The following is a 24,360-nucleotide window of genomic DNA, read 5'->3' as shown; positions in this document are numbered from 1 at the left end:
TTCAGGCGGCCACGTTTATTTCTTCACTGGCGAAGGAATAGTCATATTTAACAGGCCACGTGACTTGTTAAAGATCTTATTGCCATTCTCACGTCCCGCCCGGCGAGCGCGCTGCTCTTCCGGAGAGAGTTTTGCTTCTTCCTGACAGATTGGGCTGCAGCAGTTCTCAAACTTCTCTGCGCAGCTTTTGCACTGAATAAACAGCAGATGACAGCCGTCATTGACGCAATTGACGTGGGTATCACAGGGTTCGCCGCACTGATGACAGTTCGACAGCACGTCGTCAGAAATACGTTCACCCATCCGCTCATCAAAGACAAAGTTTTTGCCTTTGAAGCGTACCGGTAACCCCTGCTCACGCGCGCGGCGGGCATACTCGATGATCCCGCCTTCAATGTGATAGACATCCTCAAAGCCGTTGTGCCGCATCCAGGCGCTGGCTTTTTCACAGCGGATCCCGCCGGTGCAGTACATTACGATCTTTTTGTCTTTCTGATCCTGCAGCATATCAACCGCCATCGGCAATTGATCGCGGAAGGTGTCAGCAGGCACTTCCAGCGCATTATCAAAACGCCCCACTTCATATTCGTAGTGGTTTCGCATATCCACGAACAGCGCGTCAGGATCGTCCAGCATCGCGTTAACGTCTGCTGCTTTAAGATACTGACCCACATTGCTGGCATCGAAACTGCTGTCTTCAATACCGTCTGCAACAATGCGATCACGCACTTTCAGACGCAGCACCCAGAACGATTTTCCATCATCATCCAGTGCAATATTCATACGCAGATTATTCAGCGCCGGATCAAAGCTATAGAGCCACGCTTTCATCTTTTCATACTGACTGGCGGGCACGCTGATCTGCGCATTAATACCTTCGTGCGCCACATAGACGCGGCCAAACACCTTGAGTGCTGTCAGGCCAACGTAGAGCGCATCACGGAATGCTTTTGGATCGGCAATCTGGAAATATTTGTAAAAAGAGACAGTGGTGCGCGGCTCAGTTTCAGCCAGCATGCGCGCCTTCAGCTCTTTATTGGAAACGAGGTTATGTAACACTGGCATGGTGTTCTTTCCTGTTATCAATAGGAGAATTTTAGCGGGCACATGATACCTGATTTCAGCAGGATGCAAAGGCCAGTGTCATAACCGATCATCTATTGCTGTTTTTTCCGCCAATATCTGGAGAGTTTACATCCGCCTGCAGTAGCCTGTTCCGTCAGTGATATTTATACGCCCGATAAAAACTGGCACAATGGCAGAAATTAATGAGATATCAGCACCGCACGGTGCGCGACGCAGGAAAATTAACCTTCATATGACCCAGTTGCCTCAGTTTTCACGAGAACTGCTTCACCCGCGCTATTGGTTGACCTGGGTGGGTGTCGCTTTTCTTTATCTTTTGGTGCTACTTCCCTATCCCCTGCTTTATGTTCTCGGCTGCAATATTGGTCGTATCGGGATGCGTTTTATGAAGCACCGCGTCAGTGTCGCCCGACGTAATCTGGAATTATGTTTTCCGGAAATGCCGATCAATGAACGTGAAGCGATGGTAAAACACAATTTCGAATCGGTTGGCATGGGATTGATCGAGACCGGGATGGCATGGTTCTGGCCTGACTGGCGCATCAATAAATGGCATAAGCCTTCAGGTCTGGAGCATATTCAGCAGGCGCGGGATAGTCAGCGTGGTGTCCTGCTTATTGGCATGCACTTTCTGACACTGGAAATTGGGGCGCGCATGTTTGGTATCCATAATCCAGGCATTGGCGTCTATCGCCCTAATGACAACAAATTGATCGACTGGCTGCAGGTTAAAGGCCGGATGCGTTCAAATAAAAGTATGATTGACCGCAAAGATCTTAAAGGAATGATTCGCGCGCTGAAAAACGGCGACATTATCTGGTACGCACCCGACCATGATTATGGCCCACGCAGCAGCGTTTTTGCGCCCTTCTTTGCTGTGGAAAAAGCGGCAACCACGGTGGGCACCCATTTGCTGATTCGTACTGGTAAACCGGCGGTTATTCCCTTTGTGCCGCGTCGTCTGCCTGGTGGTCGTGGTTATGAACTGATGATACTGCCTGACATCAGCGACGAATTTACGCTGGAGAGCGATGTTGTCACCGCTGCCAGAATGAACAAAGTGGTTGAAGAAGGCGTGTTGCTGGCACCGGAACAGTATATGTGGCTTCATCGTCGCTTTAAAACCCGCCCCGAAGGCGAACCCTCCCGTTATTAATCCTTTCGCGCTAAATGTCTTTCTGGCATTTAGCGCTTTTCTTACTCTATGCTCTGCTGAATAAATCAGTCGCTCGTGGCGGGATCATCGTTTCATCGAATTTTCAGGACCGTTAATTAATCAACCATGAAGTTCAAGATAGTTTATTTATCTATTTAAAATTCGATTTTATAATCAAAAACCTTACTAGCAGGCGCTATTTTGCCTGGTTTCTTTTTAGTCATTAATTTTCAGCGTACTGTATTTAATAATATCTGGTGCTAATTAACTTTCAAACCAGGCCTAATCCTATTTAGCCAGGCTTAACGATGTATTCTGGCTAATGGATCGATTAAAATTAACTTATATTACAAGCTTTTGCCTTGTTAATTTGACCTATATTCCTTTTTACATTTTTTTAACAGCCTGATAGACCGTTATGGCATTTGAAGAAGTTAAAGCTAATCGGTAGTTTCTTTCGTGACAGTCAGATCTTTAACCGCTCTGACAAAAATTATAAAAAGACAACACAGCAAACCTCTATCGGGACATATTATATGAACAAAGGTCTCTACTATTACGTCACAATTGGTACCGATCAGGAAAATTATCATTTCCTTCATCGTAAAGGGTGTAAGCGAATGCCAGATAAAGATGAAGTCATCTTCATTGGCACTTTATATAACCTGAGCCAGGCGCTTTCCATCGCCAGAATTAATTTTAAGAAAGTTAAGCCCTGTATAAAATGCTGTATCCGCTACTCAGCGCCGGTGATTCATGACTCTGTTCAACCCGTTCTGCACTTTCCACAAAAGATGATCTGACCCTGACTGGCGGGAAATGGTTTATTTCCCGCCAGTTGCACTGACCCGCCCTTTCCCTCCCCTGAATTTCGTCTATCCTTCACTGAAATCAAATGAATCTGCAGTTAATGAACCCGGTAAGGAGAAGATTGATGAGCATGTACAGTACGTTAGAGGAAGCGATTGATGCTGCACGTGAAGAGTACCTCGCTAACAATCCTGAGGTGGATGAAGAAGAAGCATCGATCAGTCAGTTTGGCCTGCAAAAGTATGTCATGCAGGATGGCGATATTATGTGGCAGGCTGAGTTCCTGACCGATGAAGGTGAAGCGGGCGAATGCCTGCCCTTCCGCAGCGGTGACGCCGCACAGGCCATCTTTGATGCTGACTTTGACGAAGTTGAACTGCGTCAGGAGTGGTTAGCAGAAAATACCCTGCACGAGTGGGATGACGGCGAATTCCAGCTTGAGCCGCCGCTGGACACCGAAGAGGGTGAAGCCGCCGCGCAAGAGTGGGAAGATGATAACAGCGACTCCGATCGCAGTTATTCGTAAGGACCGTGACTGGCATCCACCGGTAACAACAGGGTGTCAACCACCAGCGACAGTGGCAAATCGAGGATCGTTAAGACTCGCCAGCCGCTGTCGCGTACATCCCACTGTACGCCGGGATAATACTGATTGCCGTGTCCCTGCCCCGGCAGGGTGCGACTGATGATACTGCCACATCCGCTTAAGCAAAGCACCGCAGCTACAACAACGCCTGCCTTTAAAAATGCTTTCACCACTGATACCCGCTATGAACTGCCATTGAGAACGTCACGCGCTGCTCACGGTGACTGCCAGCAAACAATTTATCAGCGTATCGCTGTTTTAATCCCATAAAAAAAGCGGCATCGCTGCCGCTTTTCAGATTACGCGTTTTTTGCCAGCGCGTTAGGGTTGAGGTTAAGTTTCTGATAACTCTCTACCCACTGATGATACTTATCCGCATTTTCCCACAGTCGGGTATGAACACGGGCCAGTACCACCGGATCGCTGATTAACTGCAGTCGCTGCTCGCGGCCCAGTTTATCCGGTGCATCGCTCAGTGCCTGATCCACACGACGGTCGCGTGCATAGTCCAGCAGCTGACTCTGCTTGTGGCGCGATGTCGCCAGTGCCGTTGCGAGTGCGTTAAACGCTGGATGGAACAGGGCATGCATAAAGCCATTTTCCAGCGCACGTTCGCGGTTTAGCAGCACATAACGATCGGTATCCACCAGCTCCTGCGGCGGCGAGTACTCTTCCGGGATCAGGAACAATTTGGCTTTCTTGCTCTTAAGACCCAGTGTTGAGCGGCTCGACATCACAGAAACAAACGGAGACAGAATCAGCGAGAAGACAATCGGGGCCAGCCACCACAGGAAGTTAAGATCCAGCAGTCCCATACCCGTTGCCCACACCAGACCCAATGCCATCTGCGAACCGTGACGTTTAAATGCCTCGCTCCACGGCGTCGCATCGTCATCACGTTGCGGAGAGTTCCACACCACTTCCCAGCCGAGGAAGGCACTGACAACAAACACCGTATGGAACAGCATACGTACCGGCGCCAGCAGCACTGAGAACAGCGTTTCCAGCACCAGTGAAGCCAGCAGGCGCAGAGGACCTCCGTAGGCTTTTGACCCTTTGAACCAGATCAACACCACACTCAGCATCTTCGGCAGGAACAACAGCACCATGGTGGTCGAGAACAACGCTATTGCCAGCTCGGGACGCCACTGCGGCCAGACCGGGAACAGCTGCCGTGGCTGCAGGAAGTAGGTCGGTTCCATCAGCGTATGCACCACCTGCAAGGCAGTTGAAAGCGCCAGGAACATAAACCACAGCGGAGCAGACAGGTAGGACATCACACCGGTCAGGAATACCGCACGGTGTACCGGGTGCATCCCTTTTACCAGGAACAGGCGGAAGTTCATCAGGTTACCGTGACACCAGCGGCGGTCACGCTTCAGCTCATCCAGCAGGTTCGGTGGCAGCTCTTCATAGGATCCCGGCAGGTCATAGGCAATCCAGACGCCCCAGCCAGCACGACGCATCAGCGCAGCTTCCACAAAGTCATGGGACATGATCGACCCGGCAAAAGAGCCCTCACCCGGTAACGGAGCCAGTGCACAGTGCTCAATAAAGGGTTTTACGCGAATAATGGCGTTGTGACCCCAGTAGTGAGATTCGCCCAGTTGCCAGAAGTGAAGACCGGCCGTAAACAGCGGACCGTATACACGCGTGGCAAATTGCTGACAGCGCGCATACAGCGTATCCATACCCGATGCTTTCGGCGAGGACTGGATGATCCCGGCATTCGGGTTAGCATCCATCATGCGTACCAGACCGGTGAGACACTCACCGCTCATAACGCTATCCGCATCCAGCACGACCATGTAGCTATAGTTGCTGCCCCAGCGACGGCAGAAGTCATCGATGTTGCCGCTTTTACGCTTCACACGACGACGACGACGGCGATAGAAAATCTTGCCTGCACCGCCAACATCCCGCACCAGCTCCATCCAGGCTTTCTGCTCGGCAATGGCGATATCCGCATCGTAACTGTCGCTGAGGATGTAAACGTCAAAGTGTTCAGCGTTACCGGTGCGAACCACGGATTCCCATGTCGCACGCAGACCGGCGTAAACACGCTCAACGTCTTCATTACAGATCGGCATAATCAGCGCAGTACGATGTTCCGGATTTAGCGGCTCATCTCCGACCGTTGAATAAGAGATACTGTATTTGTCACGTCCAATCAGCAGCTGCAGGAAGCCCATCAGTGCTGTCCAGAAGCCAGCAGAGACCCAGCAGAAGAGTATGGCGAACAGGAACAGGATACCGGTCTGCAATAAGTAAGGCAGAATCTGCATCACTGACTGCTGCCAGTTCTGATTGATCATCTCCATCGGATCCAGAAGCGTCCAGCCCTGATAAGGCAGAATACTCTTCATGTACCAGGTGGCGACCACCGTCTGAAATATGGTCAGGATCAGCAGGATGTAGCGACGAATTGAACCGACATGACGCCACTTCTCTTCGGCACGACGCTCTTCCGCATTGGCATAACGCGGAACCGATTTGTGTCCACGCAGTGAGTCCCAGGCACGGGCGACCGGGTTGGTCCGCCACGCTTCCGGGAACATCAGTGAGCGTTTGACCTTCGGCATCGCTTTCAGCGTGGTGCGGTCGAGATAATCTTTGCCCAGCTGCTGACCGTCGGCCAATGAATCAGGCCAGGCCATTTCAACCCGCGATGAGACCGATTTTAACGGCGCATCATCCGGACGATCACTGGCTGCGACATCCCTTCCCAGCGTATCATGGATGAAGTGGAACTCGCCGGCATTCTGCAAGGAGACGCTCAGGCGTGCCTTCCCTGCCGCATCCAGCGGCAGAGATTCCACATAACGTTGAGGTGTAAAAGTCGATTTATTCATTGGCAGGTAACTGATAGCTCCAGGTTTCCGTCAATGTCTTGTCGCCGCTTACCAGGGCCGCACGCATTTCCGTGGACTGTTTGGCATCTTTCACACGCAGACGCAACACCAGACGCCAGCCTTTGGTGACCGGGTTATAACGTACGCTCTGCTCAACCACATCAGCATTTTTACCGACGCTGACCTGAGGTGCCACCTGACTGTTTTCCGCCATCTTACTCATGTCTTTACCCACGAAGTCGATGGTGAAAGCCACGGTGCCATCCGGCTGACGCACCAGATTAGATTGCTTCACGTCACCCGCTGAACGCAGGGTATTTTTGACCCAGGCGGTATCATCGGAGTGCAGCTGGTTTTCGTCGCGCGAGAAGTGCAGACGATATTTGAAGTTCATCTCTTTACCAGGCTCTGGCAGCGTCTCTGGCGTCCAGAAAGCAACGATGTTGTCGTTGGTTTCATCTGCCGTCGGGATTTCAACCAGTTCAACCCGGCCTTTACCCCAGTCGCCGATTGGCTCAACCCAGCCGCTTGGACGCAGGTCATAGCGGTCGTCCAGATCCTGGTAGTTGTCAAAGTCACGCCCACGTTGCAGCAGACCAAAACCTTTCGGATTCTCAATGGTGAACGTGCTCACCGCCAGATGACGCGGGTTATTCAGCGGACGCCAAATCCACTCTCCGTTGCCATTATGGATAGAGAGTCCATCAGAGTCGTGCAGTGCCGGACGGAAGTTGTTCACCGTCGACGGCTGGTTCTGACCAAACAGGAACATACTGGTCAGTGGTGCGATCCCCAGTTTGCCGACGTTATCACGCAGGTAAACTTTAGACTGCACATCAACCGTTGACGCTTCACCCGGATGCAGCACAAAGCGATACGCGCCCGCCGCACGCGGCGAATCAAGCAGTGCGTAGATCACCAGCTGCTTGTCCTGCGGTTTAGGACGCTGAATCCAGAATTCTTTGAAACGCGGGAACTCTTCACCGGATGGCAACGCCGTATCGATGGCAAGGCCACGCGCCGACAGGCCATAAACCTGGCCAGCACCGATCACACGGAAGTAGCTTGCACCCAGGAAGCTGGCGATCTCATCGTTTTTACCCTTGTTGTTGAGTGGGTAAAGCACTTTGAAACCCGCAAATCCGAGGTTTTTTACCGCTTCTGCGTCATGTTTTACGTTACCGAAATTAAAATAGTCGGGGTTGTATTTAATCTCGCGTACCGCGCTGCCCGTCACTTCGTTGATCTGCACCGGGGTATCGAAATACATGCCCTGATGATAGAACTCCAGCTTGAATGGCGTGCGCAGTTTGCCCCAATACGCTTTATCGTGGTTAAACTGGATCTGCTGATAATCAGCAAATTTCATTTCACGAAATTGAGAGGGTAAATTGCTTTTAGGCGCTTCAAAGCTTTTCCCTGCCAACGCTTTGGCTTGTTTGGCTACATCATCGATGTTAAACGCCCAACTGTTATTGGCGTACAACGCCAGCAGAACTGCAGTACCAATCCAGCGTACCTTCATCAGTCCGGCTTTATTTTTTTCTTTAGTCGGCACATCCCCCCCTTTCGTGTGCTTAAATCAAACCCGTTTATCTTAAAGGATTATTCGGTTTTCCGACAGCTTATGCGCAACATTGTTCCCGCATTTCGTCTGGGTTAACGCTACTTTTAGGACAATTAGACACTACGGATTCCACTGATAGTATACCTGGTTTATCCCAGGTAGACTTTTCACAGAACATAATCCGGTTTCAGGGTGAAACCGGCCATACGTACTAACGAACTGGAACTTTATGAGTACTGTAAAACCTGAACGTGAATACTTTCTTGATTCCATACGCGCGTATCTGATGTTACTGGGGGTACCTTTTCATGTTTCCCTCATTTACTCCGCGCAAAAATGGGCCGTCAACAGTCATGAGGCCTCGTTATGGCTGACGCTGCTGAATGACTTTATTCATGCATTTCGTATGCAGGTGTTTTTTGTCATTTCAGGATACTTCTCCTACATGTTGTATCTGCGCTATCAGCCACGTCGCTTCCTGAAAGTGCGTCTGGAGCGTGTGGGGATCCCGCTACTCACCGCCGTTCCGCTGCTCACGCTGCCGCAATTTTTCATGCTGAAGGCCTGGACAGATAAGCTGGCTGACTGGCCGCGATTCACGCCGTACCAGAAATTCAATAACCTGATGTGGGAGCTGATTTCACACCTGTGGTTCCTGGTGGTGCTGGTGATGCTGACCACGCTCGGCATGGTCACGTTCCGCTGGTTGCGCGATCAGCACCGCACCATTGATTATACGCGGGTGGGCTGGGGAGCGTTGACCGCGGGTGTACTGACATGGGCGCTGGTGTGGTGTGTGTTCCGCCGTCTGGTGTTTATATTCCAGCCAGCCTGGCTGATGGATGGCTTATTCAGCATTGTGGTTATGCAAACGCTTTTCTATCTGCCGTTCTTTATGCTGGGGGCGCTGGCATGGAAACATCCGCCGCTGAAGCAGTTGTTTGTGCGGTTTAATCCGGTGATGTGGATCGGCGCGGTGGTGATGTTTGTTGCCTACTGCACAAATCAGCGTCTCAGCAGCGGCGATGGCTGGTTATATGAGCTGGATGCGATTATCACCACGCTGATGGGTCTCTGCATGCTGAACGTCTGCTTCTGCTTTGGTCATAAGCTGCTGAATTCGCATTCGCCACGCATCATGTATCTGGTGAATGCGTCGCTGTTTATCTATCTGGTGCACCATCCGCTGACGCTCTTGTATGGTATTTATGTCACACCACGGATTGAAAACAACACGCTGGGCTTCTTTGTGGGCCTGCTGATGGTGTTTGGCATCGCGTTTCTGCTGTATGAGATTCACCTGCGCATCCCGCTGCTGCGTTTCCTGTTCTCGGGGAAATTTGAGCGTAAACAAGCACAATGACAGGCGATCACTGATCTCAGGCCATCAGTGAGGTCAGGCTATAAACGATGTGTCTCACAGACCGCTTAAGCGTTTAAAGCGATGGGAGCATACACACGTAGCAAAGCATAGCGGGCCAGGGACACAAACGTCGGGAGCGTTTTTGAACAACGCAACGCGTTGGCCCGGCAACGGGCGCACCTCAGAGATGAGGTGCGTAATCGCCCGCGCTGAGCGAGCCATGGATGGCGGGTTTTGCGCCTTTGCGGAGGGCGTATGCTTCCTGAGCCAGCCCTGTACCCAGGCAAGGTCCTGTTTACAGCAGCCACTCAATCGGCAGTCGCCACACCAGCCTTACCTGAAGACGTTGCCACCACGAGCAACCCGGTTCGTGTTTATGCACAATCTGCTGCGGCTCATCCGGATACTCCAGCCAGTTAACCCTTCCCCACTTATCCAGCCGCAGCGTCCATGCCCGATCGCGCATCGAGTGGCTGAAACGCTGATGCGTCTCTGCGGCCAGCGCCGCACTCTCAATGACCAGCCCCATCTCGGTATTCAACACGGCAGAACGCGGATCGAAGTTAAACGAACCGATAAACAGCGTCTGTTGATCTACCGAAAAGGTTTTGGCATGCAGGCTGGAGCCCGAGTTACCGGTTAATCCCCGGTCGTGCGGGGCATCAGGCACGCCCGCCTGTGGTTTAAGTTCATAGAGCGCGATGCCGTGACGCAGCAGTTTTTTGCGCCACTTAGCATAGCCGGCATGGACAATTGAGACATCGTTGGCCGCCAGCGAGTTGGTCAGAATGGCAATTTTTACCCCTTTGCGCTTCAGCGCCAGCAACTGAGCGACGCCAGCGCGTGTCGGCACAAAATAGGCAGAGATGATGTCGAACTGCTCCTGCGGCGTACCAATCACCTCCATCATCCGCTGCGGCAGCAGGCTTCTGGCGCGTGCTTTACCCAGTCCTTTACGCGGATCATCACTGAGCAGTCGCGCTTTCGCCCAGGTCAGGTCCAGCGTGCCCTCTTCCAGCTCCTGTAGCAGTGACGAATTTTCCAGCCGCTGAAGGTAACGCTGTACCGGTTCACTGTGACGCCATTCTGCTGGCAGGCTCACACTGTCCTCTTCGGATTCCTCTTCATCCAGCACCTGCTGCAGCTTTGATACCGGCTTACTGCGCCAGTAACGCTCAAAATCCTCTGCGACTTCTTTCACCACGGGGCCTATCGCCATCACGTCCAGATCGGCAAACAACGGTTCATTGCCGGTGCCGAAATATTCGTCGCCGATATTACGCCCGCCGACCACAGTCGTGACACCGTCCACGGTAAAGCTCTTGTTGTGCATGCGGCGATTCAGACGGGTAAAGTCAGTGAGATATCCCAGTGCGCGCAGGGTACGAAACGAGAAGGGATTAAACAGCCGCACTTCAATGTTGGGATGGCGATTAAGCTGGGCGAGCGTATCGTCCAGGCCCGGCGTATTGTTGTCATCCAGCAGCAGCCGCACTTTCACGCCACGACGGGCCGCCTCCAGCACCGCGCTGAACAGCAACCGTCCCGACAGATCGTTTTGCCAGATGTAGTACTGAATATCGAGTGAACGTTCCGCTTTTTGCATCAGCAGATAGCGTGCGGCAAAGGCATCCAGCCCGTCGCTCAGCTGATGGACACCGCTCATTCCCGGATGACGCTGACACTCTGGCTCCAGCTGCGTTTCCAGCCAGCTGGTACGTTCCGATGACTGGGAGAGCTCAAACGCTTCGGTCATGACAATTCCCTGTAAAATGCAGTTATTTTTTATTATTCCCCGGCCCGCCCTCTGACACCATACCTCTGTTCCGAATGCGTGGGCAGTTATGGGCGTTTTTTAGTCTAGACTTAACCGGACGATCTGTGACCGGCATTAACCCGGCAGGAGAGGAATATGTCTCATCAATCCCTTACAGATGCCCGCCAGCGCTACCATCCCAGCCTGTTTCGCAGCTTTTTTCAGGGCAGTTTTCCCTGCTCCACCGCCTGCCGTACACCGGGTAAACGGCTCGATATGGTTTTCAGCAGTGGCCACGATATGCTGCTGGAAAAAGATTATGCTGCCCTGACTGAACAGCATCTGCTCACCGCCCGTGACGGTGCACGCTGGCATCTGATTGAAAAGATCCCCGGCCAGTATGACTGGCAAAGTTTTCTGCCGATGATAGAAGCTTCACAGCGTCAGCAGATGGAGATCATCTGGGAGCTGGCGCACTTTGGTTATCCCGATCATCTTAATATCTGGAAAGCCGAATTCGTTGAGCATTTTAGTCGTTTCGCCCGTGCGATGGCACAACTGATGCGCGATCAGGGCATCGAACGCCCCTTCTTTACGCCGGTAAATCAAATTTCATTCTGGTCATGGGCTGGAGCCGATGTGGCCTGGTTCAATCCCCATGCCGCTAATCGCGGTAAAGAACTGAAGCGACAGCTGATCCGTGCCTCGCTGGCAGCGATTCACGCCATTCGCGAAGTCTATCCGGAAGCACGTTTTGTTCTGACCGATCCGCTGGTACAGATTGCCCATCATCCCGATAATCCAGACAGCAAACCTTACGCGGATGCGCAGCATCAGGCGCAGTTCGAGGCCTGGGATATGCTGGCCGGTCGCGTTGATAAAGAGTTAGGCGGCAGTGAAGATTGCCTGGATATCCTGGGCCTGAACTACTATCCCGATAACCACTGGTTTTTCCCCGACCAGCCGATGTCACTGGAGGATCCGGCACGAACTCCACTGCACATTTTGCTGGCGCAGTGCTGGCAACGCTACCAGCGCCCGATGTTAATTGCCGAAACCGGCGCAGAGGGTGACGCGCGCGCCCCCTGGCTGCAGGAGATCAGTGAAAACGTGGCGGTAGCGCTGGATCACGGCATTGCAGTGGAGGGCATTTCGCTCTATCCGGTGGTGGAGTATCCCGCCTGGGCTGACGACCGGCGTTCACCCGGTCCGCTGCTGGGATTAGCTGATCCTAATGGCAACCGCAAGCTGCATGAAGCGCTGGCGCTGGTTCTGCGCAGTCAGCAGATTAAGTTCACCACTCGTAACGCATAATCAGGCATGCTGAGAAGGATGGTTCTTCGGGTAACAGGAGCGAACATCAAGAGAGGGATCGGCAGGATGACGAACGTCGGTCAGCCAGACCATGGTAAACAGGAAAGTGACCCCGATCAGGCAGGCCGCCAGCAAACCGATAATTGCGATTAATTTGTCATCTCCGGAGTCCATCGCCTTCTCCTTATGCCATCCGACGAATCCCTGGGCGTGTCAGCTCATCCAGAGCGTAACTATCAGGACAAAGATTATAAGCGTTACCGAGGTCACCGCAAGCACCACTATCGCAAAGTGCGCATCGTCAAGTGACTGGCGAATTGGCTCATCGTGATCGTCGGGTGGCAAGGGCAAAGACATAACTATCCTGTGGAAAATAGGGCCGCAGGGCGTAATGCGGTGAGTGACAGTGTAAATGAAAGGTTGTTTATCGTCCGGTTTTTTCGTTCGGAAAATAAACTGGCCCGTGTCAGTACCGCACGGACCGGATATCAGACGCCGCGCCAGCGTCTGAAGATCAGAGATGTGTTAATGCCACCAAAGGCAAAATTGTTGCTCTGGATATAGTCGGTTTCAATCTCTCGCGGCTCACCCATGATGTAATCCAGCTGACCGCCATCAGCGGCCGGTTGCGTCAGGTTAAGCGTGGGCGCAAACCACCCTTCCCGCATCATCTCAATGCTCATCCAGGCTTCCAGCGCCCCGCAGGCACCCAGCGTATGGCCAAAATAGGATTTCAGAGAGGAGATCGGCGTTGACTCGCCAAACACCGCTGCCGTCGCCAGACTTTCTGCCATATCACCCCGCTCAGTGGCCGTGCCGTGCGCATTCACATAACCGACTTCTGATGCGGTAATACCGGCGCTCTGCAATGCCCGCTCAATGCAGATCTGCATGGTTTCCCGCTGCGGCTGCGTGATATGGGCGGCATCGCAGTTGGTGTGGAAGCCCGTGATTTCAGCATAAATCGTGGCACCACGCGCCAGGGCATGATCCAGCGACTCCAGGATCAACGTGCCGGCCCCTTCGCCAATCACCAGGCCATCGCGTTGCTGATCAAAAGGCGCTGGCGTGGTGTGTGGCGCGTCATTGCGCTGGCTGGTTGCAAAGAGGGTATCGAACACCGCCGCTTCGGACGGACAGAGCTCCTCCGCGCCACCCGCCACCATCACCGTCTGATATCCATGACGAATCGCCTCCCAGGCATAGCCAATGGCCTGGCTGCCTGACGTACAGGCGCTGGAAGTCGGGATCACCCGGCCACGCAGGCCGAAAAAGAGCCCGGCATTCACGGCGGTGGTATGCGGCATCATCTGCACGTACGTCGTGCCGGTAATATTGTTGGTGTGCTTTTCGGTCAGCATGGTGGCGAACTCGCTGACCGGCCCGGTGCTGCCGGTAGAGGAGCCGTAGGCGATGCCCGTCTCTCCGCAGGTCAGCACCGGATGGTCAATCAGCCCTGCCTGGGTCAGCGCCAGTTCGGTGGCACGCGTTGCCAGCAGCGAAACGCGGCCCATGGCGCGGATACGCTTGCGGGTATAATGCGCAGGCAGTTCAAAGTTATCCACGGGCGCGCCGAGCAGGGTATGCAGTCCGTCATAGATCTGCCACTCCGGCATAAAGCGTACCGCGTTGCGCCCGGCACGAATACGCGCCGAAACCTCAGCCCAGGATTCACCAAAAGCCGTTACGCCGCCCATACCGGTTACGACCACCCGCTGGATCACAGCATGCCTCCATTAATTGAAATCACCTGACGCGTTACGTAACCGGCGATATCGGACATCAGATAGCTCGCCAGTCCGGCGACTTCGTCGGCCGTGCCCATGCGCTTCATCGGCACGATCTTCATCGCTTCTTCAATCACCTGAGGTTCGAGCCCCTCCATGCCGGTATCAATCAGACCGGGCGCGATGCAGTTAACGGTGATTTTGCGTTTAGCCAGTTCAATCGCCAGCGCCTTGGTGGCCCCGATAATGCCCGCTTTCGCCGCGCTGTAGTTGACCTGACCGCGATTGCCCATCATCCCGGAGACCGAAGAGAGGGTAATAATGCGACCACCGCGGCGCAGGCCGATCATCGGCATCACGCAGGGCTGGATAACGTTGTAAAAACTGTCGAGGTTGGTGTGGATGACACTGTCCCACTCCTCATCCGTCAGGGCGGGAAACGCTGCATCACGGGTGATGCCAGCATTGCTCACCACGCCATAGTAGGCCCCGTGTTGCGCAATATCCGCTTCCAGCGCGGCACGGGTGGCTGCCCGGTCAGCCACATCAAATCCCAGCACACGACCACTGCCGCCTGCAGATTCGATCTGCTGCAGGCACTGCTCAGCCCCCGCGCGGTCGCGGTTAAAATGAACGATAACCTGATAGCCATCCTGGGCGAGACGCAGCGCAATCGCGCGGCCAATGCCTTTACTGGCGCCCGTGACTAATACCGACTTTGTCATGGCTGATTTCCTTGTGACATTAATTGCTTTAACTCTGTTTCATTGGGTTGCCAGGTGTTGAGACGACCGCTGGCAAGCCGTTGCGGGCCGTAACAAATATCGCCCTCAAAGCTGCCCATACGGTCATCGCGCATCAGCAACGTCATTCTGATATCCAGAGTGACGTTCGCGGGAAAGTACGGCTGTTCTGCCCGCCAGCCGCGTCCACCCAGCAGCATGCCGGGCGGGATAAGGGTTGCGCCACCCTGCTTTGCATGCCAGCCCGACCAGACGCCTACGGTTTGAGCCATCATCTCGACGCCAAACCAGGCAGGCAGTTCGCCCTGTGGGGTCAGAAACGGCGCCAGTACGCCATCGGCACAGGTCGATACCTGACAGTGAACGTGCTCTTCATCAACGGCAATCAGCTGATCAAGCAGTAGCATCGGTGCAGCATGCGGCAGCCAGAGTGCCGCGGGAGAATTAATGTCCATCAAGGCGTCCCAGAATCAGGCAGGTGTTGTTGCCACCAAAGGCGAATGAATTAGAGGCGATGACCGGCCGTTGCAGCGCCTGTGGCTGTAACAGCAATCCGCAATCCGGCAGCGTCTCATCCTGCGCCGCCGCGCTAAAATCCTGCGCAGGCAGCGGCAGATTGTTCTGCAGGATCAACGCGCTGAGCGCAGCTTCGCACACGCCCGCCGCGCCGAGCGTATGGCCGGTCAGATGTTTGGTTGAGCTGCATGGCACCGCATTGCCAAACAGACGATGAATCACGGCGGCTTCCATCTGATCGTTCAGCGGCGTGGCTGTGCCATGCAGATTGATATAACCCACCTGCTGCGGCAACAGATTCGCCTGTTGCAGCGCCATTTGCATCGCCCGTTCAGCGCCTTCGCCCTGCGGATGAGGCGCAGACATGTGCCAGGCGTCGGAGGATTCACCCGCACCCAACAGCGCCAGCGGCTGCGGTTCCCGCGTCAGCAGCATCAGCGCGGCTCCTTCGCCAATCGAGATGCCGTCACGCTCGCGGCTGAACGGCGCGCAGCGACGCTCAGAGAGCGATTCCAGACTGTCGAAACCGTTGATCGGCATCCGACTCAGCGAGTCTGCACCGCCCACCAGCGCGACATCCGCCAGCCCTGCCGCGATCAGCCGCTCACCACTGATAATGGCGCGGGCGCTGGAAGAGCAGGCGGTAGAAATGGTATAGGCCGGGCCATCGAGCTGCAGGTAGTGCGCCAGAAAACGTGACGGATCGCCAAGCTCCTGCATCTGGTAGTGATAATCGGGCTGGCCGCCGCAAATCTGCTGATCCCCCTCATCCACCCCCGAGGTGCTGGTCCCCAGTACAATTGCCACTCTGCTGGCGCCATAGCGTGCAATCGCCGCGTCAAGCGTCGGACGGATTTGTATCAGCGCGGCCAGCAGCAGCTGGTTGTTTCGGGTGTTATGCGCGCTAAGGACAGCAGGAATCGCTGGCAGCTCACCTTCAACTCTGCCAAGCCAACAGGCGCGATCACCGCTCAGCCAGCCATGACGCAACTGCATACCGGGTGCCTCACCTTTTTTCAGGCTGGCCGCAATCTGCTGGCTGTCATTTCCCAGGGCATTCAGCATGCCGATAGCAGAGATATAAATCATGAGGCGTCCAGATGTTGAATGCGGATCTGATAGCCAAAGGCATGCTGCAGAATGCTGACTGGCTGGCGCTGATTATCCCGTTGCAGATAATCAATCTCCGTTACCAGCTGGTTATCGGCATCCATTAGCTGGCGCTTTAATCCCTTATCCTGCAGCTTCCAGCCTGGCGGCAGATGTTTTTGCCAGGCATCCAGCGGCCAGTAGCTGAGCATGATGTCTGCCAGTACCTGACTCGCGGGCGGCATCTGCGGCAGCGGCATCAACTGCTGGGTATGAATACCGCTGGCATCATAGCGCAGACTGAAGAGTCGAATACCCACTGAAGAGAGCCCCGCCAGATCAATTTGCTGTTCATCAGCACTGAGCAGCACCAGCAGTGACTGACTCTGACCTTTAACCTGGCCGGTCAGCAACTGCTGCTGTTGAAAGGCGGGACGGATGCCTGGCGGCGGCAGCGTCACCTTCACGCCCGGTTTCAGCCAGGCGGTGGGACGTCTGCTGTCGGGTGCCGGTCCGGCACAGGCGCTGAGCAGCAGAGCCGTCAGCAGAATACAGGCGGCGCGGATCATCGTTTACTCCTTGATCGGGTGGGTCGCATCGCCAGCGGTGACAGCAGGAAAGCGCTGAAGATGCCGCTGCATAATACGGTGCCAAAACTGGCAATCGCGCTGGTGCTGCTGAATACCAGCATGCCCAGCGTCAGTAAGGTGGTGATCATCGCCAGCGATACCGCCAGCAACGAAGTCATTGGTGTACCCTGTGGGTTGCTGAAAAAGAGCGTGTAGTTAATGCCGATCCCCAGCACCAGAATCAGCGCCAGCAGCGCAAACAGGTTCAGCGATGCGCCGATCCAGCCCAGCGTTGCCAGCGCCATCGCCAGCGACAGCACCGACGGCAGCGCGCTGCGTAAGCCCGCCTTTAATCCCAGCCGCAGTACAAAACTCAGTGTGATCAGCAGCAGCGCCAGTGCCAGTAATCCGCCGAGCAGGGTGCGCCAGAAGCTGAACAGCGCATCGTAACTCGCCTTGCGATCGATCCAGCTGACGCCAGGATGCTGCTTAGCCAGCTCTGCGAGTGCGGCGCTGTTTTTTACGCCGCTGGTGGGGATCAGAACACCGCTCTGCCCGTCCGGCAGCGTCAGCCACAGCAGACGCCAGCCCTCACTCAGCGGACCCGACAGCCAGGCATCGGGTGTTACCGGCATTGGCGTCAGATCTGGCGCGGCAAGGGCAATTCCCGCCTGCTGCAGGCGGGCCGTAATCGTCGGAACGGCCTGTTTCAGCAGCTGCAGATCCTGCTGTTGCTGCGCCAGCGACTTCAGCGGCAGCAGACGATAATGTTGCAGCCAGCCCTGCTGCTGTGCCTGATGGAGATCCGGTGCCAGTTTTTCCAGCCGCTGCAGCGTCTGCTGAGCATCATCGCCCCAGACCACAAACCAGGTCTGATCGGCACGCTGGCCGGTCAGAGTAGCGAGCTGGCGATCCTGTTCAAGCAGCTGTGCGGGGGCACTTTGCAGATGCGCGATGTCATCATCTACCTTTAACTGAGCGATTCCGGTCAGGGCGAAGATGGCCATCAATACAGGTAATCCGACACGCAACCCGCGCTGGCGACGCCAGGCGGCAAGCCAGCGCGCCAGCGGCACCATCAGCGGCACCGGACGCACCGGTAATCCACGTACCAGCAACGGCGTGATCAGAATTACCGTCAGACAGGATGCGGTTAATCCGCTGGCGGCAAACACCGCCAGCTGACGCAGTCCGGGGAAGGGCGCGAGCAGCATCAGCAGCCAGGCAATCGCGGTGGTCGCAAGCGCCAGTAGCAGCGTACCGCGGACTTTGCGGAGGCTCTGCCACGGTGACTGCTGTTCGCCGTGAACCATACGCTCAGTGAGATAATAGAGCGTGTAATCCGCCGAGATGCCGACAATACTCAGACTCATCACCAGCGTCATCAGATGCAGCTCACCGAAGCAAAGCAGCGTCACCACTGTGCCTGCCATCGCGCCTACCGCCACAGACGTCACCGTCAGCAGCAATGGACGCAGTGATCGGAAGACCAGCAGCACCAGCAGGACGACGCCACCCAGCGTTACACTCCCCAGGGTTTTAACATCGTGCTGCGCACGCTGGCTGGCGTTGTCGCTGAACAGGACAGTACCCCGCGTCAGCAGTTTCGCCTGCGGCCAGCGGCTTTTAAGCTGCTGCTCCAGCGCGCTAAGCCGGGTCACCAGCGCATGGCTCTGCTGCATACTGAAAGCATTGTTCGCCAGTTCGCCATGCAGAAAATACCACTGCTTACCCTGCTCGTCTTTTACGGTCAGCCAGCCATCATGCAGCGTCATACGTCCGGCATTCTGAGCCAGCGCCAGCTGTGAACCGCGCACCAGCATCAAAGGATCGCCCTGCAACTCTCTGCTGCTGACGCCCGAGAAGGCTGAAAAAAGCTGCGCCAGCAGCCAGTCTGCCTGCGCCTCACCCCCGTTCTGCAAGCGGCTGCGTGTCGACTCATCAAGCAGACCATTGCGGTGTTGCCAGGCGAAACGGCCCCACTGATGCTGCTGCTGTGCATCAAGATCGCCCTGCACAAGCTTCAGGTCAGGCAGCGCACGCAACTGCGCCAGCCACCAGGCAGCGACCTGCGGATCGTCCTGCTCACCGGGTGAAACCAGCCACACCATCTGGCGATCCAGCCGCTGCATAAAAGCCTGCTGTAGCGCAGGCGGTGCTGCGCCCAGATTCTGTTGCGGCAGCAAAGCCAGCACGCTGCTGTTGAGCTGGCTGCGTGGCAACAGAAAAGCGAGCGCCGCCGCCAGCAGCAGACAGATGGCCAGCCACAGGATCGCCAGCAGCCGATCGTTACGGCCCGGCAAAACGTGCCTGCTCCTCGTCGCTTAACTGCGGCGGTTCAATGCGGGTATTACTGAGCTGAATCTCGGTTTTATCGCCCTGCTTATCATCCAGGTTGATGCTGTCCAGGAAGGTATTACCCGCCAGCGAGATACGGTTGAAGATTTTGTTGAGCGGCGCAGCTTTGGGCGTCAGGTCCAGCGTCCAGGCGCCGTTGCCACGATCGCTGAAGGCCACGCTGAAATTTTCGTTAAGGACCTTCTGGTCAGCCTGGAACAGCGCCCGCAGCAAATGATTGAACTGGAACATCTGCGGATTGCTGTCAGCGGTGATCACCTGGGGCTTCTGGCCGTTAAGGCTTTGCACCATGCGCTTATCATCCAGCAGCAGTGTCATCACAAACGGCGTCCGCTGATGCCACCATAACCCCTGCTCACGGGCGATCAGCATTTGACCGTGCGACACCAGCGGCTGACGCATACCTGAAATGGTGCGCGTCTGGGTAAAGTCGGCCCGGATCACTGGCTGGCTGGCAAAACGCTGCTGCAGCTGATCCAGTGTGACTGCGCTGGCCGCACTGGCCCACAATAGCAGGCCGGTAAGCACTATTTTCAGCATCCTTTTACTCCTAAACGTTCCAGTAAAATATCGGGCGAAACAAAGCACAGCGCCTGACTCTCCTGCTCAACCGCAACCTGCAGCGTATGCGCTTTAGTGGTGATCTGATCGGCCGCGTTTCGCACCTCATAGTCGATGCGCAGGCGGTTCTCATATTCTGTAATCCGGGCACTGACGCGAATTGTCTCTTCACAGCGCAGGGGATGGCGATATTTAACCCGGGTATCGACCACCGGCCAGACGTAGCCACTGGCAGCCATCTCGGCATAACTGTAATTGATGCTGCGCAGCAGGGCTTCGCGTGCCACTTCGAAGAAGCGGAAATAGTTACCGTGCCAGACCACACCCATGGGATCACAGTCGTGGAATGAAACAGTCAGCACGACTTCAGCATGATGTTCAGTCATGGTCAGACTCCTTGTGGTGCGCCTGGTGATCAGGCAACGTCCAGAAATCGAAAAAGTTGAACCAGTCCAGCGGGGCCAGCAGCGCATAATGCGCCAGCCGTTGCGCATAGCGATCGACCACCTGTTGCAGCGCCTGCTGACGTTGTGCACGGGGCAGCAGCAGCGGATCGGCAAACGGCTCACAGTGGATAAGCAGTTTACCCTGTTGCCGCAGGGCAAACATGAGCAGCACCGGACAGCGTAACGCAGCCGCCAGCACAAACGGCCCCTGTGGAAACGGTGCTGCCCGACCCAGAAAATCGCTCCAGATGACCCGACGCTCGCCGCCGCGTTGCGGATTGACCGCCGTACGATCCCCGACAATCGCCACCCATTCGCCCGCATCCAGCTTCTGTTGCAGCAGGATTGCTGTCTCCGGCCCGATATCACTGACCGGCATCAGATTGACCCCCGCCTGCGGGGCGATAGTTTCCAGTACCGCCCGAAAGCGCCGGGCATTGTCGGTAAACACCAGTGCATTAATCACCAGTCCGCTGACCTGCTGCGCCATCGCGCGACAGGCTTCAATGTCGCCAAGATGGGAGGCCAGGATCAGCTTGCCCTGGGGTGTGGGTGCGCGGATTATCGCTTCTGCGCCCGGCGCGAAATCGATATCCCGTCCCCAATGCAAATCCCCGCGCCAGCTGGCGACTTTATCCAGCATCGCCCCGGCGAAGCGCAGAAAATGGCGGTAGCTGTTAAGCCGCGGCGGTAATGCAACCTGCCGCTGCTGTGCGGCGACGGTGACCTGCACCAGCCATTGCCGTGAAGCGCTTCGCGCGCGCTGACCGCTCAGCCAGTAGACCGCGACGACCGGCCAGAGCAGCAGCGTAAAGGGCAGCCGCCCGCCATAGCGATACACCGCCAGCATAAAACGTAATCCCCACTGTCCGCGCCGCTCCGTTTCCACAGACCAGTGTGTTGGCGCGTTACGCATCGCCAGCAGACGCGGGATCCGCGGCAGCATGCCGAAGAACAGACGGGTATGCATCCAGGAGATGCGCAGATTGTCGTAGAGCGCATCGAAGTGCGACAGCCCGCTGGCGGGATAGGTGACGCGGGTCGGGATAAAGCGACTGCGTATGCCCTGCCAGTAGAGCCGCACCATGATCTCAGTATCGAAATCCATGCGCTGACCGATGGCACGGCGATCGCACAGCGCCAGCGTAGGGGCCAGCGGATAGACACGAAAGCCGCACATGCTGTCGCGGATCGACAGCGACAGCGTTTCAATCCAGACCCAGAAGTGTGTGATATAGCGACCGTAAAGACGTGATTTAGGGATCGAATCGTCATAAATCGGCTGTCCGGAGATCAGCGCGTCGGGATAGCGCTCAGCTTCCGCCAGCATCAGCGGCAGATCTTCTGCCTGATGCTGACCGTCCGCATCAAGCTGCACGGCATGGGTGAATCCGCGTGCCGCCGCAGCGCGCAGACCATGAATCACCGCCGCACCTTTACCCTGATTACTGTCGAGTCTCAGCACAGTGAGCTCTGCGGCGTACAGCGTCGCCAGCTGAAGCTGAGTCGCCGTGTCGCTGCCATCATCCACGACGATAACCGGCAGATTAAACGGTGCCAGCCGGGCCAGTACCGATGCCATCATCGCACCATGGTTGTAACACGGGATCACTACGCAAGGCGTAAACGGCAGGGTTAGCACAGCGTGATCTTCCCGATGCTGGCGCTCGGCTCGCCGTCGTGACTGAGCAGGCTGTAACGGAAACTCAGGCGCGACTTTTCAGCATCCCAGTCAAGACGCAGTTGCAGAAGTGAGTCAGGCAGCACCGGCTGCTGAAATTTGATGTTTTCAATGGCGGCAAACTGCTTACCCGGCGCGAGCAGTGACACGCCGTAGTGCATCACCCAGTCCAGTTGAGCCACGCCAGGCAGAATAGGCAGCGTCTGAAAGTGGCCCTGGAACCAGAACAGTCCGGCTTCAACCTGCAGAATCAGCGTGGCGCTGTCAGCCTGCAACTCCCGGCTTCGTTCAATCGGCAACATGAAAAAGTTCCTCTATTTGCGGCCAGGCGCGTTTACTTTGGGGGGTAACCGGAATGGTGGCAACAATCCGCCAGTAGCGCGGCATCGCCAGCGGTTCCAGCCAGCACTGCAGCTGGCGTTTCCATTGCTGTCTGTGCTGGTGCAGAGCCGCTTCATCCAGCGTGCTGGTGAGCGACAGCACGACGCCAATTGCCTGACGATCATGACGCGTGACCACCAGCGCCACGGCATCGTCAATTTCCGGCAGATCGGTCAGTCGGCGCTCTATCTCACTTAATGAGATGCGCTTGTCTCCAATTTTCACGATGCGATCGTGACGTCCTGCCAGCTGAAATCCGCCATCGGGCTGCATATTCAGGCGGTCGTCCAGCGCAAGGCCGTTATCACCCGCAATCAGCGGCGACCAGACCTGCCAGCGTTCGGGCGTCACCTGCTCAAGCCTGACGCCAGAAAAACTTCGCCACGGGGCATCGGCCCGATCGCACTGACGCCAGGCCAGAATGCCGGTTTCGGTGCTACCGTAGATTTCACTGACCGGGCAGCCAAAGCGCTGCCAGACCTGTTCTGCATCCGGCCCGCGCAGGGTGCCACCGGCAGAGACAATCAGTTCACAGCCGGGCGCGTCGAGCGTACTGTCCAGCCGCGATAAAAAAGCCGGGCTGCTGATAAAAGCATAGCGACAGTCGCGCGGGAGCTGGGCCAGCTGCTCGCCGTAGAACAGCGGCTGAGCGGAAAACGGCAGCCTGAGCGTCATTGGCAGGAAAAGTCGGAACGATAAACCGTAAAGATGCTGATGGCTGACCGAGGCAATCACCCTGCAGCCTTGCAGCTGTTCGCCCCACAGAGCGCTGAGCCAGCGGCTCTCCTGCTCCATCACCGTCAGTGACTTCACCACCTGACGCGGTGCGCCGGTGGACCCCGAGGTAAAGAGTATCAGCGCTGAGCTCGCAGGCAGTGGTGGCAGCTGGCCCCGGGCTTCTGCCTCATCCCACGTCAGCAGCGGCAGGCTGACCGCCAGCGGCATGTCGCACAGCACCCCATCAAGCTGCTCCTGCATCTCATTCAGTAGCGCGGCGCGGCTATGACCCGGCATCACCGGCGTTTTACTGGCATACCAGCAGGCCAGCAGCGCCACACAGAAACGATAACTGTCGTCAAAACAGAGCCCCCAGTGCGTGCCCGGCTGTGCCGCTAAGCGCAGGCTAAGTGCCTGCACCTGACGACGCATCGCGCCGAGCATCAAGGGTTGATCGCCTCGCCAGGCGACTTCACGATCGGCGCCTGTCAGCCACTCGGCCACGCTCATGCTTTTCGCCTCACACGCTGACGAACCAGCCACTCAGCGCCCATCAGCACGCCGATCAACAGGTAGCTGATGCCACCGTTCCACAGCGTCCAGAGCCGCAGATCGCCCTGCAGACAGGTATAGAACGCCATGCTGCCATTGCCGATAAAAAACAGGCACCAGATCTGCGTGACGCGACGGGTGTAAGGCACTGCGGCGGCAGGAAGTTCTGGCTCACGCAGCCGGGCAATACGCTCCACCAGCGGCATCGCGCTCCAGAGTGAAGCACCGAACACCAGCAGCATCGCCAGATTGACCGCCACCGGATACCACAGCAACAGATGCTGAGCGCGTAACAGCTGGCTGCTGATACAGAGCAGCGCGCCGAGCAGCGCCAGCCAGCCCATGACCGCGCCCAGCGCGTTCTGCTGACGACGCAGTTGCAGCCAGCGCAGGCCAAACAGCAGCGCCAGCAGCCAGAAGAGTCCCTGCCAGCGCGGCTGGGTCAGTGCCAGCCAGACCAGCAAGGGCCAGGCCAGCAGCGTAAGCAGATTGAGCAGATTGAGCAGGCGAAGCGTAGCAGCAGGCACGAC

Annotated in this window: 24 protein-coding genes; 5 read left to right on the top strand and 19 right to left on the bottom strand. The window is 56.1% G+C overall.

Annotation, left to right across the window (positions count from 1 at the left end; genetic code table 11):
- Positions 1-15: 15 nt before the first annotated feature.
- Entirely contained in the window at positions 16-1,065 is a 1,050-nt protein-coding gene (locus tag NP77_RS17425; RefSeq protein ID WP_003849918.1) for a rhodanese-related sulfurtransferase, read from the bottom strand.
- Positions 1,066-1,318: 253 nt separating this feature from the next.
- Between NP77_RS17425 and NP77_RS17420 the strand changes: the two genes are divergently transcribed.
- The 3 genes from NP77_RS17420 (at position 1,319) to NP77_RS17410 (ending at position 3,578) form a co-directional block, all read left to right on the top strand.
- Positions 1,319-2,242 (top strand): Kdo(2)-lipid IV(A) acyltransferase, encoded by a 924-nt coding sequence (locus NP77_RS17420; protein WP_008925917.1) that lies wholly within the window; start codon positions 1,319-1,321, stop codon positions 2,240-2,242.
- Positions 2,243-2,778: 536 nt separating this feature from the next.
- On the top strand, positions 2,779-3,045 hold the full coding sequence (locus NP77_RS17415) for a hypothetical protein (RefSeq protein WP_008925916.1): 267 nt from the start codon (positions 2,779-2,781) through the stop codon (positions 3,043-3,045).
- 131 nt (positions 3,046-3,176) lie between these two features.
- A complete protein-coding gene (locus NP77_RS17410; protein WP_003849925.1) occupies positions 3,177-3,578 on the top strand; it encodes a MysB family protein in 402 nt (133 codons plus the stop codon).
- Here the strand turns inward: NP77_RS17410 and NP77_RS17405 are convergent.
- From NP77_RS17405 to NP77_RS17395, 3 genes are all read right to left on the bottom strand, one after another.
- The gene (locus NP77_RS17405) at positions 3,569-3,808 is read right to left on the bottom strand and encodes a YceK/YidQ family lipoprotein (protein ID WP_033743162.1); all 240 of its coding nucleotides are present in this window, start codon (positions 3,806-3,808) and stop codon (positions 3,569-3,571) included. The genes NP77_RS17410 and NP77_RS17405 overlap by 10 nt on opposite strands.
- Before the next feature lie 129 nt (positions 3,809-3,937).
- On the bottom strand, positions 3,938-6,490 hold the full coding sequence (mdoH, locus tag NP77_RS17400; protein ID WP_039661007.1) for a glucans biosynthesis glucosyltransferase MdoH: 2,553 nt from the start codon (positions 6,488-6,490) through the stop codon (positions 3,938-3,940).
- A complete protein-coding gene (locus tag NP77_RS17395; protein ID WP_175501468.1) occupies positions 6,483-8,018 on the bottom strand; it encodes a glucan biosynthesis protein G in 1,536 nt (511 codons plus the stop codon). Before NP77_RS17395 ends, mdoH begins: the two co-directional genes overlap by 8 nt.
- Positions 8,019-8,286: 268 nt before the next feature.
- Between NP77_RS17395 and mdoC the strand changes: the two genes are divergently transcribed.
- Complete coding sequence (gene mdoC / locus NP77_RS17390; protein WP_008925914.1) at positions 8,287-9,420, top strand: glucans biosynthesis protein MdoC; 1,134 nt, start codon at positions 8,287-8,289, stop codon at positions 9,418-9,420.
- 295 nt (positions 9,421-9,715) lie between these two features.
- On the opposite strand, the gene NP77_RS17385 is transcribed toward mdoC, so the two are convergent.
- Positions 9,716-11,176, bottom strand: coding sequence for a phospholipase D family protein (locus NP77_RS17385; protein WP_003849932.1), 1,461 nt, complete (start codon positions 11,174-11,176; stop codon positions 9,716-9,718).
- Positions 11,177-11,332: 156 nt separating this feature from the next.
- Between NP77_RS17385 and NP77_RS17380 the strand changes: the two genes are divergently transcribed.
- On the top strand, positions 11,333-12,490 hold the full coding sequence (locus tag NP77_RS17380; protein ID WP_039661005.1) for a beta-glucosidase: 1,158 nt from the start codon (positions 11,333-11,335) through the stop codon (positions 12,488-12,490).
- Here the strand turns inward: NP77_RS17380 and NP77_RS23725 are convergent, their stop codons facing one another.
- The 14 genes from NP77_RS23725 to NP77_RS17320 all read right to left on the bottom strand — a co-directional run bounded on the left by NP77_RS23725 (position 12,491) and on the right by NP77_RS17320 (position 24,357).
- Entirely contained in the window at positions 12,491-12,664 is a 174-nt protein-coding gene (locus NP77_RS23725) for a hypothetical protein (protein WP_003849936.1), read from the bottom strand.
- A 39-nt stretch (positions 12,665-12,703) separates the two neighbouring features.
- Positions 12,704-12,847 (bottom strand): hypothetical protein, encoded by a 144-nt coding sequence (locus NP77_RS23720; protein WP_003849938.1) that lies wholly within the window; start codon positions 12,845-12,847, stop codon positions 12,704-12,706.
- Between the two features lie 131 nt (positions 12,848-12,978).
- Positions 12,979-14,214: a beta-ketoacyl-ACP synthase gene (locus NP77_RS17375; RefSeq protein ID WP_008925911.1), complete on the bottom strand. Its 1,236-nt coding sequence runs from the start codon at positions 14,212-14,214 to the stop codon at positions 12,979-12,981.
- The gene (locus NP77_RS17370; protein WP_003849940.1) at positions 14,211-14,942 is read right to left on the bottom strand and encodes a 3-ketoacyl-ACP reductase FabG2; all 732 of its coding nucleotides are present in this window, start codon (positions 14,940-14,942) and stop codon (positions 14,211-14,213) included. The genes NP77_RS17375 and NP77_RS17370 overlap by 4 nt, the downstream gene beginning before the upstream one ends.
- The gene (locus tag NP77_RS17365; protein WP_003849941.1) at positions 14,939-15,415 is read right to left on the bottom strand and encodes a hotdog family protein; all 477 of its coding nucleotides are present in this window, start codon (positions 15,413-15,415) and stop codon (positions 14,939-14,941) included. The genes NP77_RS17370 and NP77_RS17365 overlap by 4 nt, the downstream gene beginning before the upstream one ends.
- Positions 15,405-16,565, bottom strand: a complete 1,161-nt coding sequence (locus NP77_RS17360) for a beta-ketoacyl-[acyl-carrier-protein] synthase family protein (protein ID WP_003849942.1) — start codon at positions 16,563-16,565, stop codon at positions 15,405-15,407. Before NP77_RS17360 ends, NP77_RS17365 begins: the two co-directional genes overlap by 11 nt.
- Complete coding sequence (locus NP77_RS17355) at positions 16,562-17,134, bottom strand: DUF3261 domain-containing protein (protein ID WP_039661003.1); 573 nt, start codon at positions 17,132-17,134, stop codon at positions 16,562-16,564. The genes NP77_RS17360 and NP77_RS17355 overlap by 4 nt, the downstream gene beginning before the upstream one ends.
- Positions 17,131-19,437 carry an MMPL family transporter gene (locus NP77_RS17350; protein ID WP_039661002.1) on the bottom strand — a complete coding sequence of 769 codons (2,307 nt, stop codon included), beginning with the start codon at positions 19,435-19,437 and terminating at the stop codon, positions 17,131-17,133. The genes NP77_RS17355 and NP77_RS17350 overlap by 4 nt, the downstream gene beginning before the upstream one ends.
- On the bottom strand, positions 19,424-20,032 hold the full coding sequence (locus NP77_RS17345; RefSeq protein WP_039661000.1) for an outer membrane lipoprotein carrier protein LolA: 609 nt from the start codon (positions 20,030-20,032) through the stop codon (positions 19,424-19,426). The genes NP77_RS17350 and NP77_RS17345 overlap by 14 nt, the downstream gene beginning before the upstream one ends.
- A complete protein-coding gene (locus NP77_RS17340) occupies positions 20,026-20,439 on the bottom strand; it encodes a thioesterase family protein (RefSeq protein WP_003849946.1) in 414 nt (137 codons plus the stop codon). The genes NP77_RS17345 and NP77_RS17340 overlap by 7 nt, the downstream gene beginning before the upstream one ends.
- A complete protein-coding gene (locus NP77_RS17335; RefSeq protein ID WP_039660999.1) occupies positions 20,432-22,141 on the bottom strand; it encodes a glycosyltransferase in 1,710 nt (569 codons plus the stop codon). Before NP77_RS17335 ends, NP77_RS17340 begins: the two co-directional genes overlap by 8 nt.
- Positions 22,135-22,482, bottom strand: a complete 348-nt coding sequence (locus NP77_RS17330; RefSeq protein ID WP_003849948.1) for a hydroxymyristoyl-ACP dehydratase — start codon at positions 22,480-22,482, stop codon at positions 22,135-22,137. Before NP77_RS17330 ends, NP77_RS17335 begins: the two co-directional genes overlap by 7 nt.
- On the bottom strand, positions 22,469-23,788 hold the full coding sequence (locus NP77_RS17325) for an AMP-binding protein (protein ID WP_039660997.1): 1,320 nt from the start codon (positions 23,786-23,788) through the stop codon (positions 22,469-22,471). Before NP77_RS17325 ends, NP77_RS17330 begins: the two co-directional genes overlap by 14 nt.
- Positions 23,785-24,357 (bottom strand): hypothetical protein, encoded by a 573-nt coding sequence (locus NP77_RS17320; protein ID WP_039660995.1) that lies wholly within the window; start codon positions 24,355-24,357, stop codon positions 23,785-23,787. Before NP77_RS17320 ends, NP77_RS17325 begins: the two co-directional genes overlap by 4 nt.
- Between the last annotated feature and the right edge of the window lie 3 nt (positions 24,358-24,360).

Source organism: Pantoea sp. MBLJ3 (assembly GCF_000816655.1).
In the GTDB taxonomy this organism is placed as follows: domain Bacteria; phylum Pseudomonadota; class Gammaproteobacteria; order Enterobacterales; family Enterobacteriaceae; genus Pantoea; species Pantoea eucalypti.
This window is presented reverse-complemented; position numbering and strand designations above follow the sequence as displayed.

What these genes read in the sequence shown, in the direction of transcription:
- NP77_RS17415 (WP_008925916.1), top strand. Translation starts at nt 2,779, where the DNA reads ATGAACAAAGGTCTCTACTATTACGTCACAATTGGTACCGATCAGGAA.
- NP77_RS17345 (WP_039661000.1), bottom strand. Translation starts at nt 20,032, where the DNA reads ATGCTGAAAATAGTGCTTACCGGCCTGCTATTGTGGGCCAGTGCGGCC.
- NP77_RS17385 (WP_003849932.1), bottom strand. Translation starts at nt 11,176, where the DNA reads ATGACCGAAGCGTTTGAGCTCTCCCAGTCATCGGAACGTACCAGCTGG.
- NP77_RS17365 (WP_003849941.1), bottom strand. Translation starts at nt 15,415, where the DNA reads ATGGACATTAATTCTCCCGCGGCACTCTGGCTGCCGCATGCTGCACCG.
- NP77_RS17370 (WP_003849940.1), bottom strand. Translation starts at nt 14,942, where the DNA reads ATGACAAAGTCGGTATTAGTCACGGGCGCCAGTAAAGGCATTGGCCGC.
- NP77_RS17410 (WP_003849925.1), top strand. Translation starts at nt 3,177, where the DNA reads ATGAGCATGTACAGTACGTTAGAGGAAGCGATTGATGCTGCACGTGAA.
- mdoC (WP_008925914.1), top strand. Translation starts at nt 8,287, where the DNA reads ATGAGTACTGTAAAACCTGAACGTGAATACTTTCTTGATTCCATACGC.
- NP77_RS17425 (WP_003849918.1), bottom strand. Translation starts at nt 1,065, where the DNA reads ATGCCAGTGTTACATAACCTCGTTTCCAATAAAGAGCTGAAGGCGCGC.
- NP77_RS17360 (WP_003849942.1), bottom strand. Translation starts at nt 16,565, where the DNA reads ATGATTTATATCTCTGCTATCGGCATGCTGAATGCCCTGGGAAATGAC.
- NP77_RS23720 (WP_003849938.1), bottom strand. Translation starts at nt 12,847, where the DNA reads ATGTCTTTGCCCTTGCCACCCGACGATCACGATGAGCCAATTCGCCAG.
- NP77_RS17420 (WP_008925917.1), top strand. Translation starts at nt 1,319, where the DNA reads ATGACCCAGTTGCCTCAGTTTTCACGAGAACTGCTTCACCCGCGCTAT.
- NP77_RS17330 (WP_003849948.1), bottom strand. Translation starts at nt 22,482, where the DNA reads ATGTTGCCGATTGAACGAAGCCGGGAGTTGCAGGCTGACAGCGCCACG.
- NP77_RS17355 (WP_039661003.1), bottom strand. Translation starts at nt 17,134, where the DNA reads ATGATCCGCGCCGCCTGTATTCTGCTGACGGCTCTGCTGCTCAGCGCC.
- NP77_RS17380 (WP_039661005.1), top strand. Translation starts at nt 11,333, where the DNA reads ATGTCTCATCAATCCCTTACAGATGCCCGCCAGCGCTACCATCCCAGC.
- NP77_RS17340 (WP_003849946.1), bottom strand. Translation starts at nt 20,439, where the DNA reads ATGACTGAACATCATGCTGAAGTCGTGCTGACTGTTTCATTCCACGAC.
- NP77_RS17325 (WP_039660997.1), bottom strand. Translation starts at nt 23,788, where the DNA reads ATGAGCGTGGCCGAGTGGCTGACAGGCGCCGATCGTGAAGTCGCCTGG.
- NP77_RS23725 (WP_003849936.1), bottom strand. Translation starts at nt 12,664, where the DNA reads ATGGACTCCGGAGATGACAAATTAATCGCAATTATCGGTTTGCTGGCG.
- mdoH (WP_039661007.1), bottom strand. Translation starts at nt 6,490, where the DNA reads ATGAATAAATCGACTTTTACACCTCAACGTTATGTGGAATCTCTGCCG.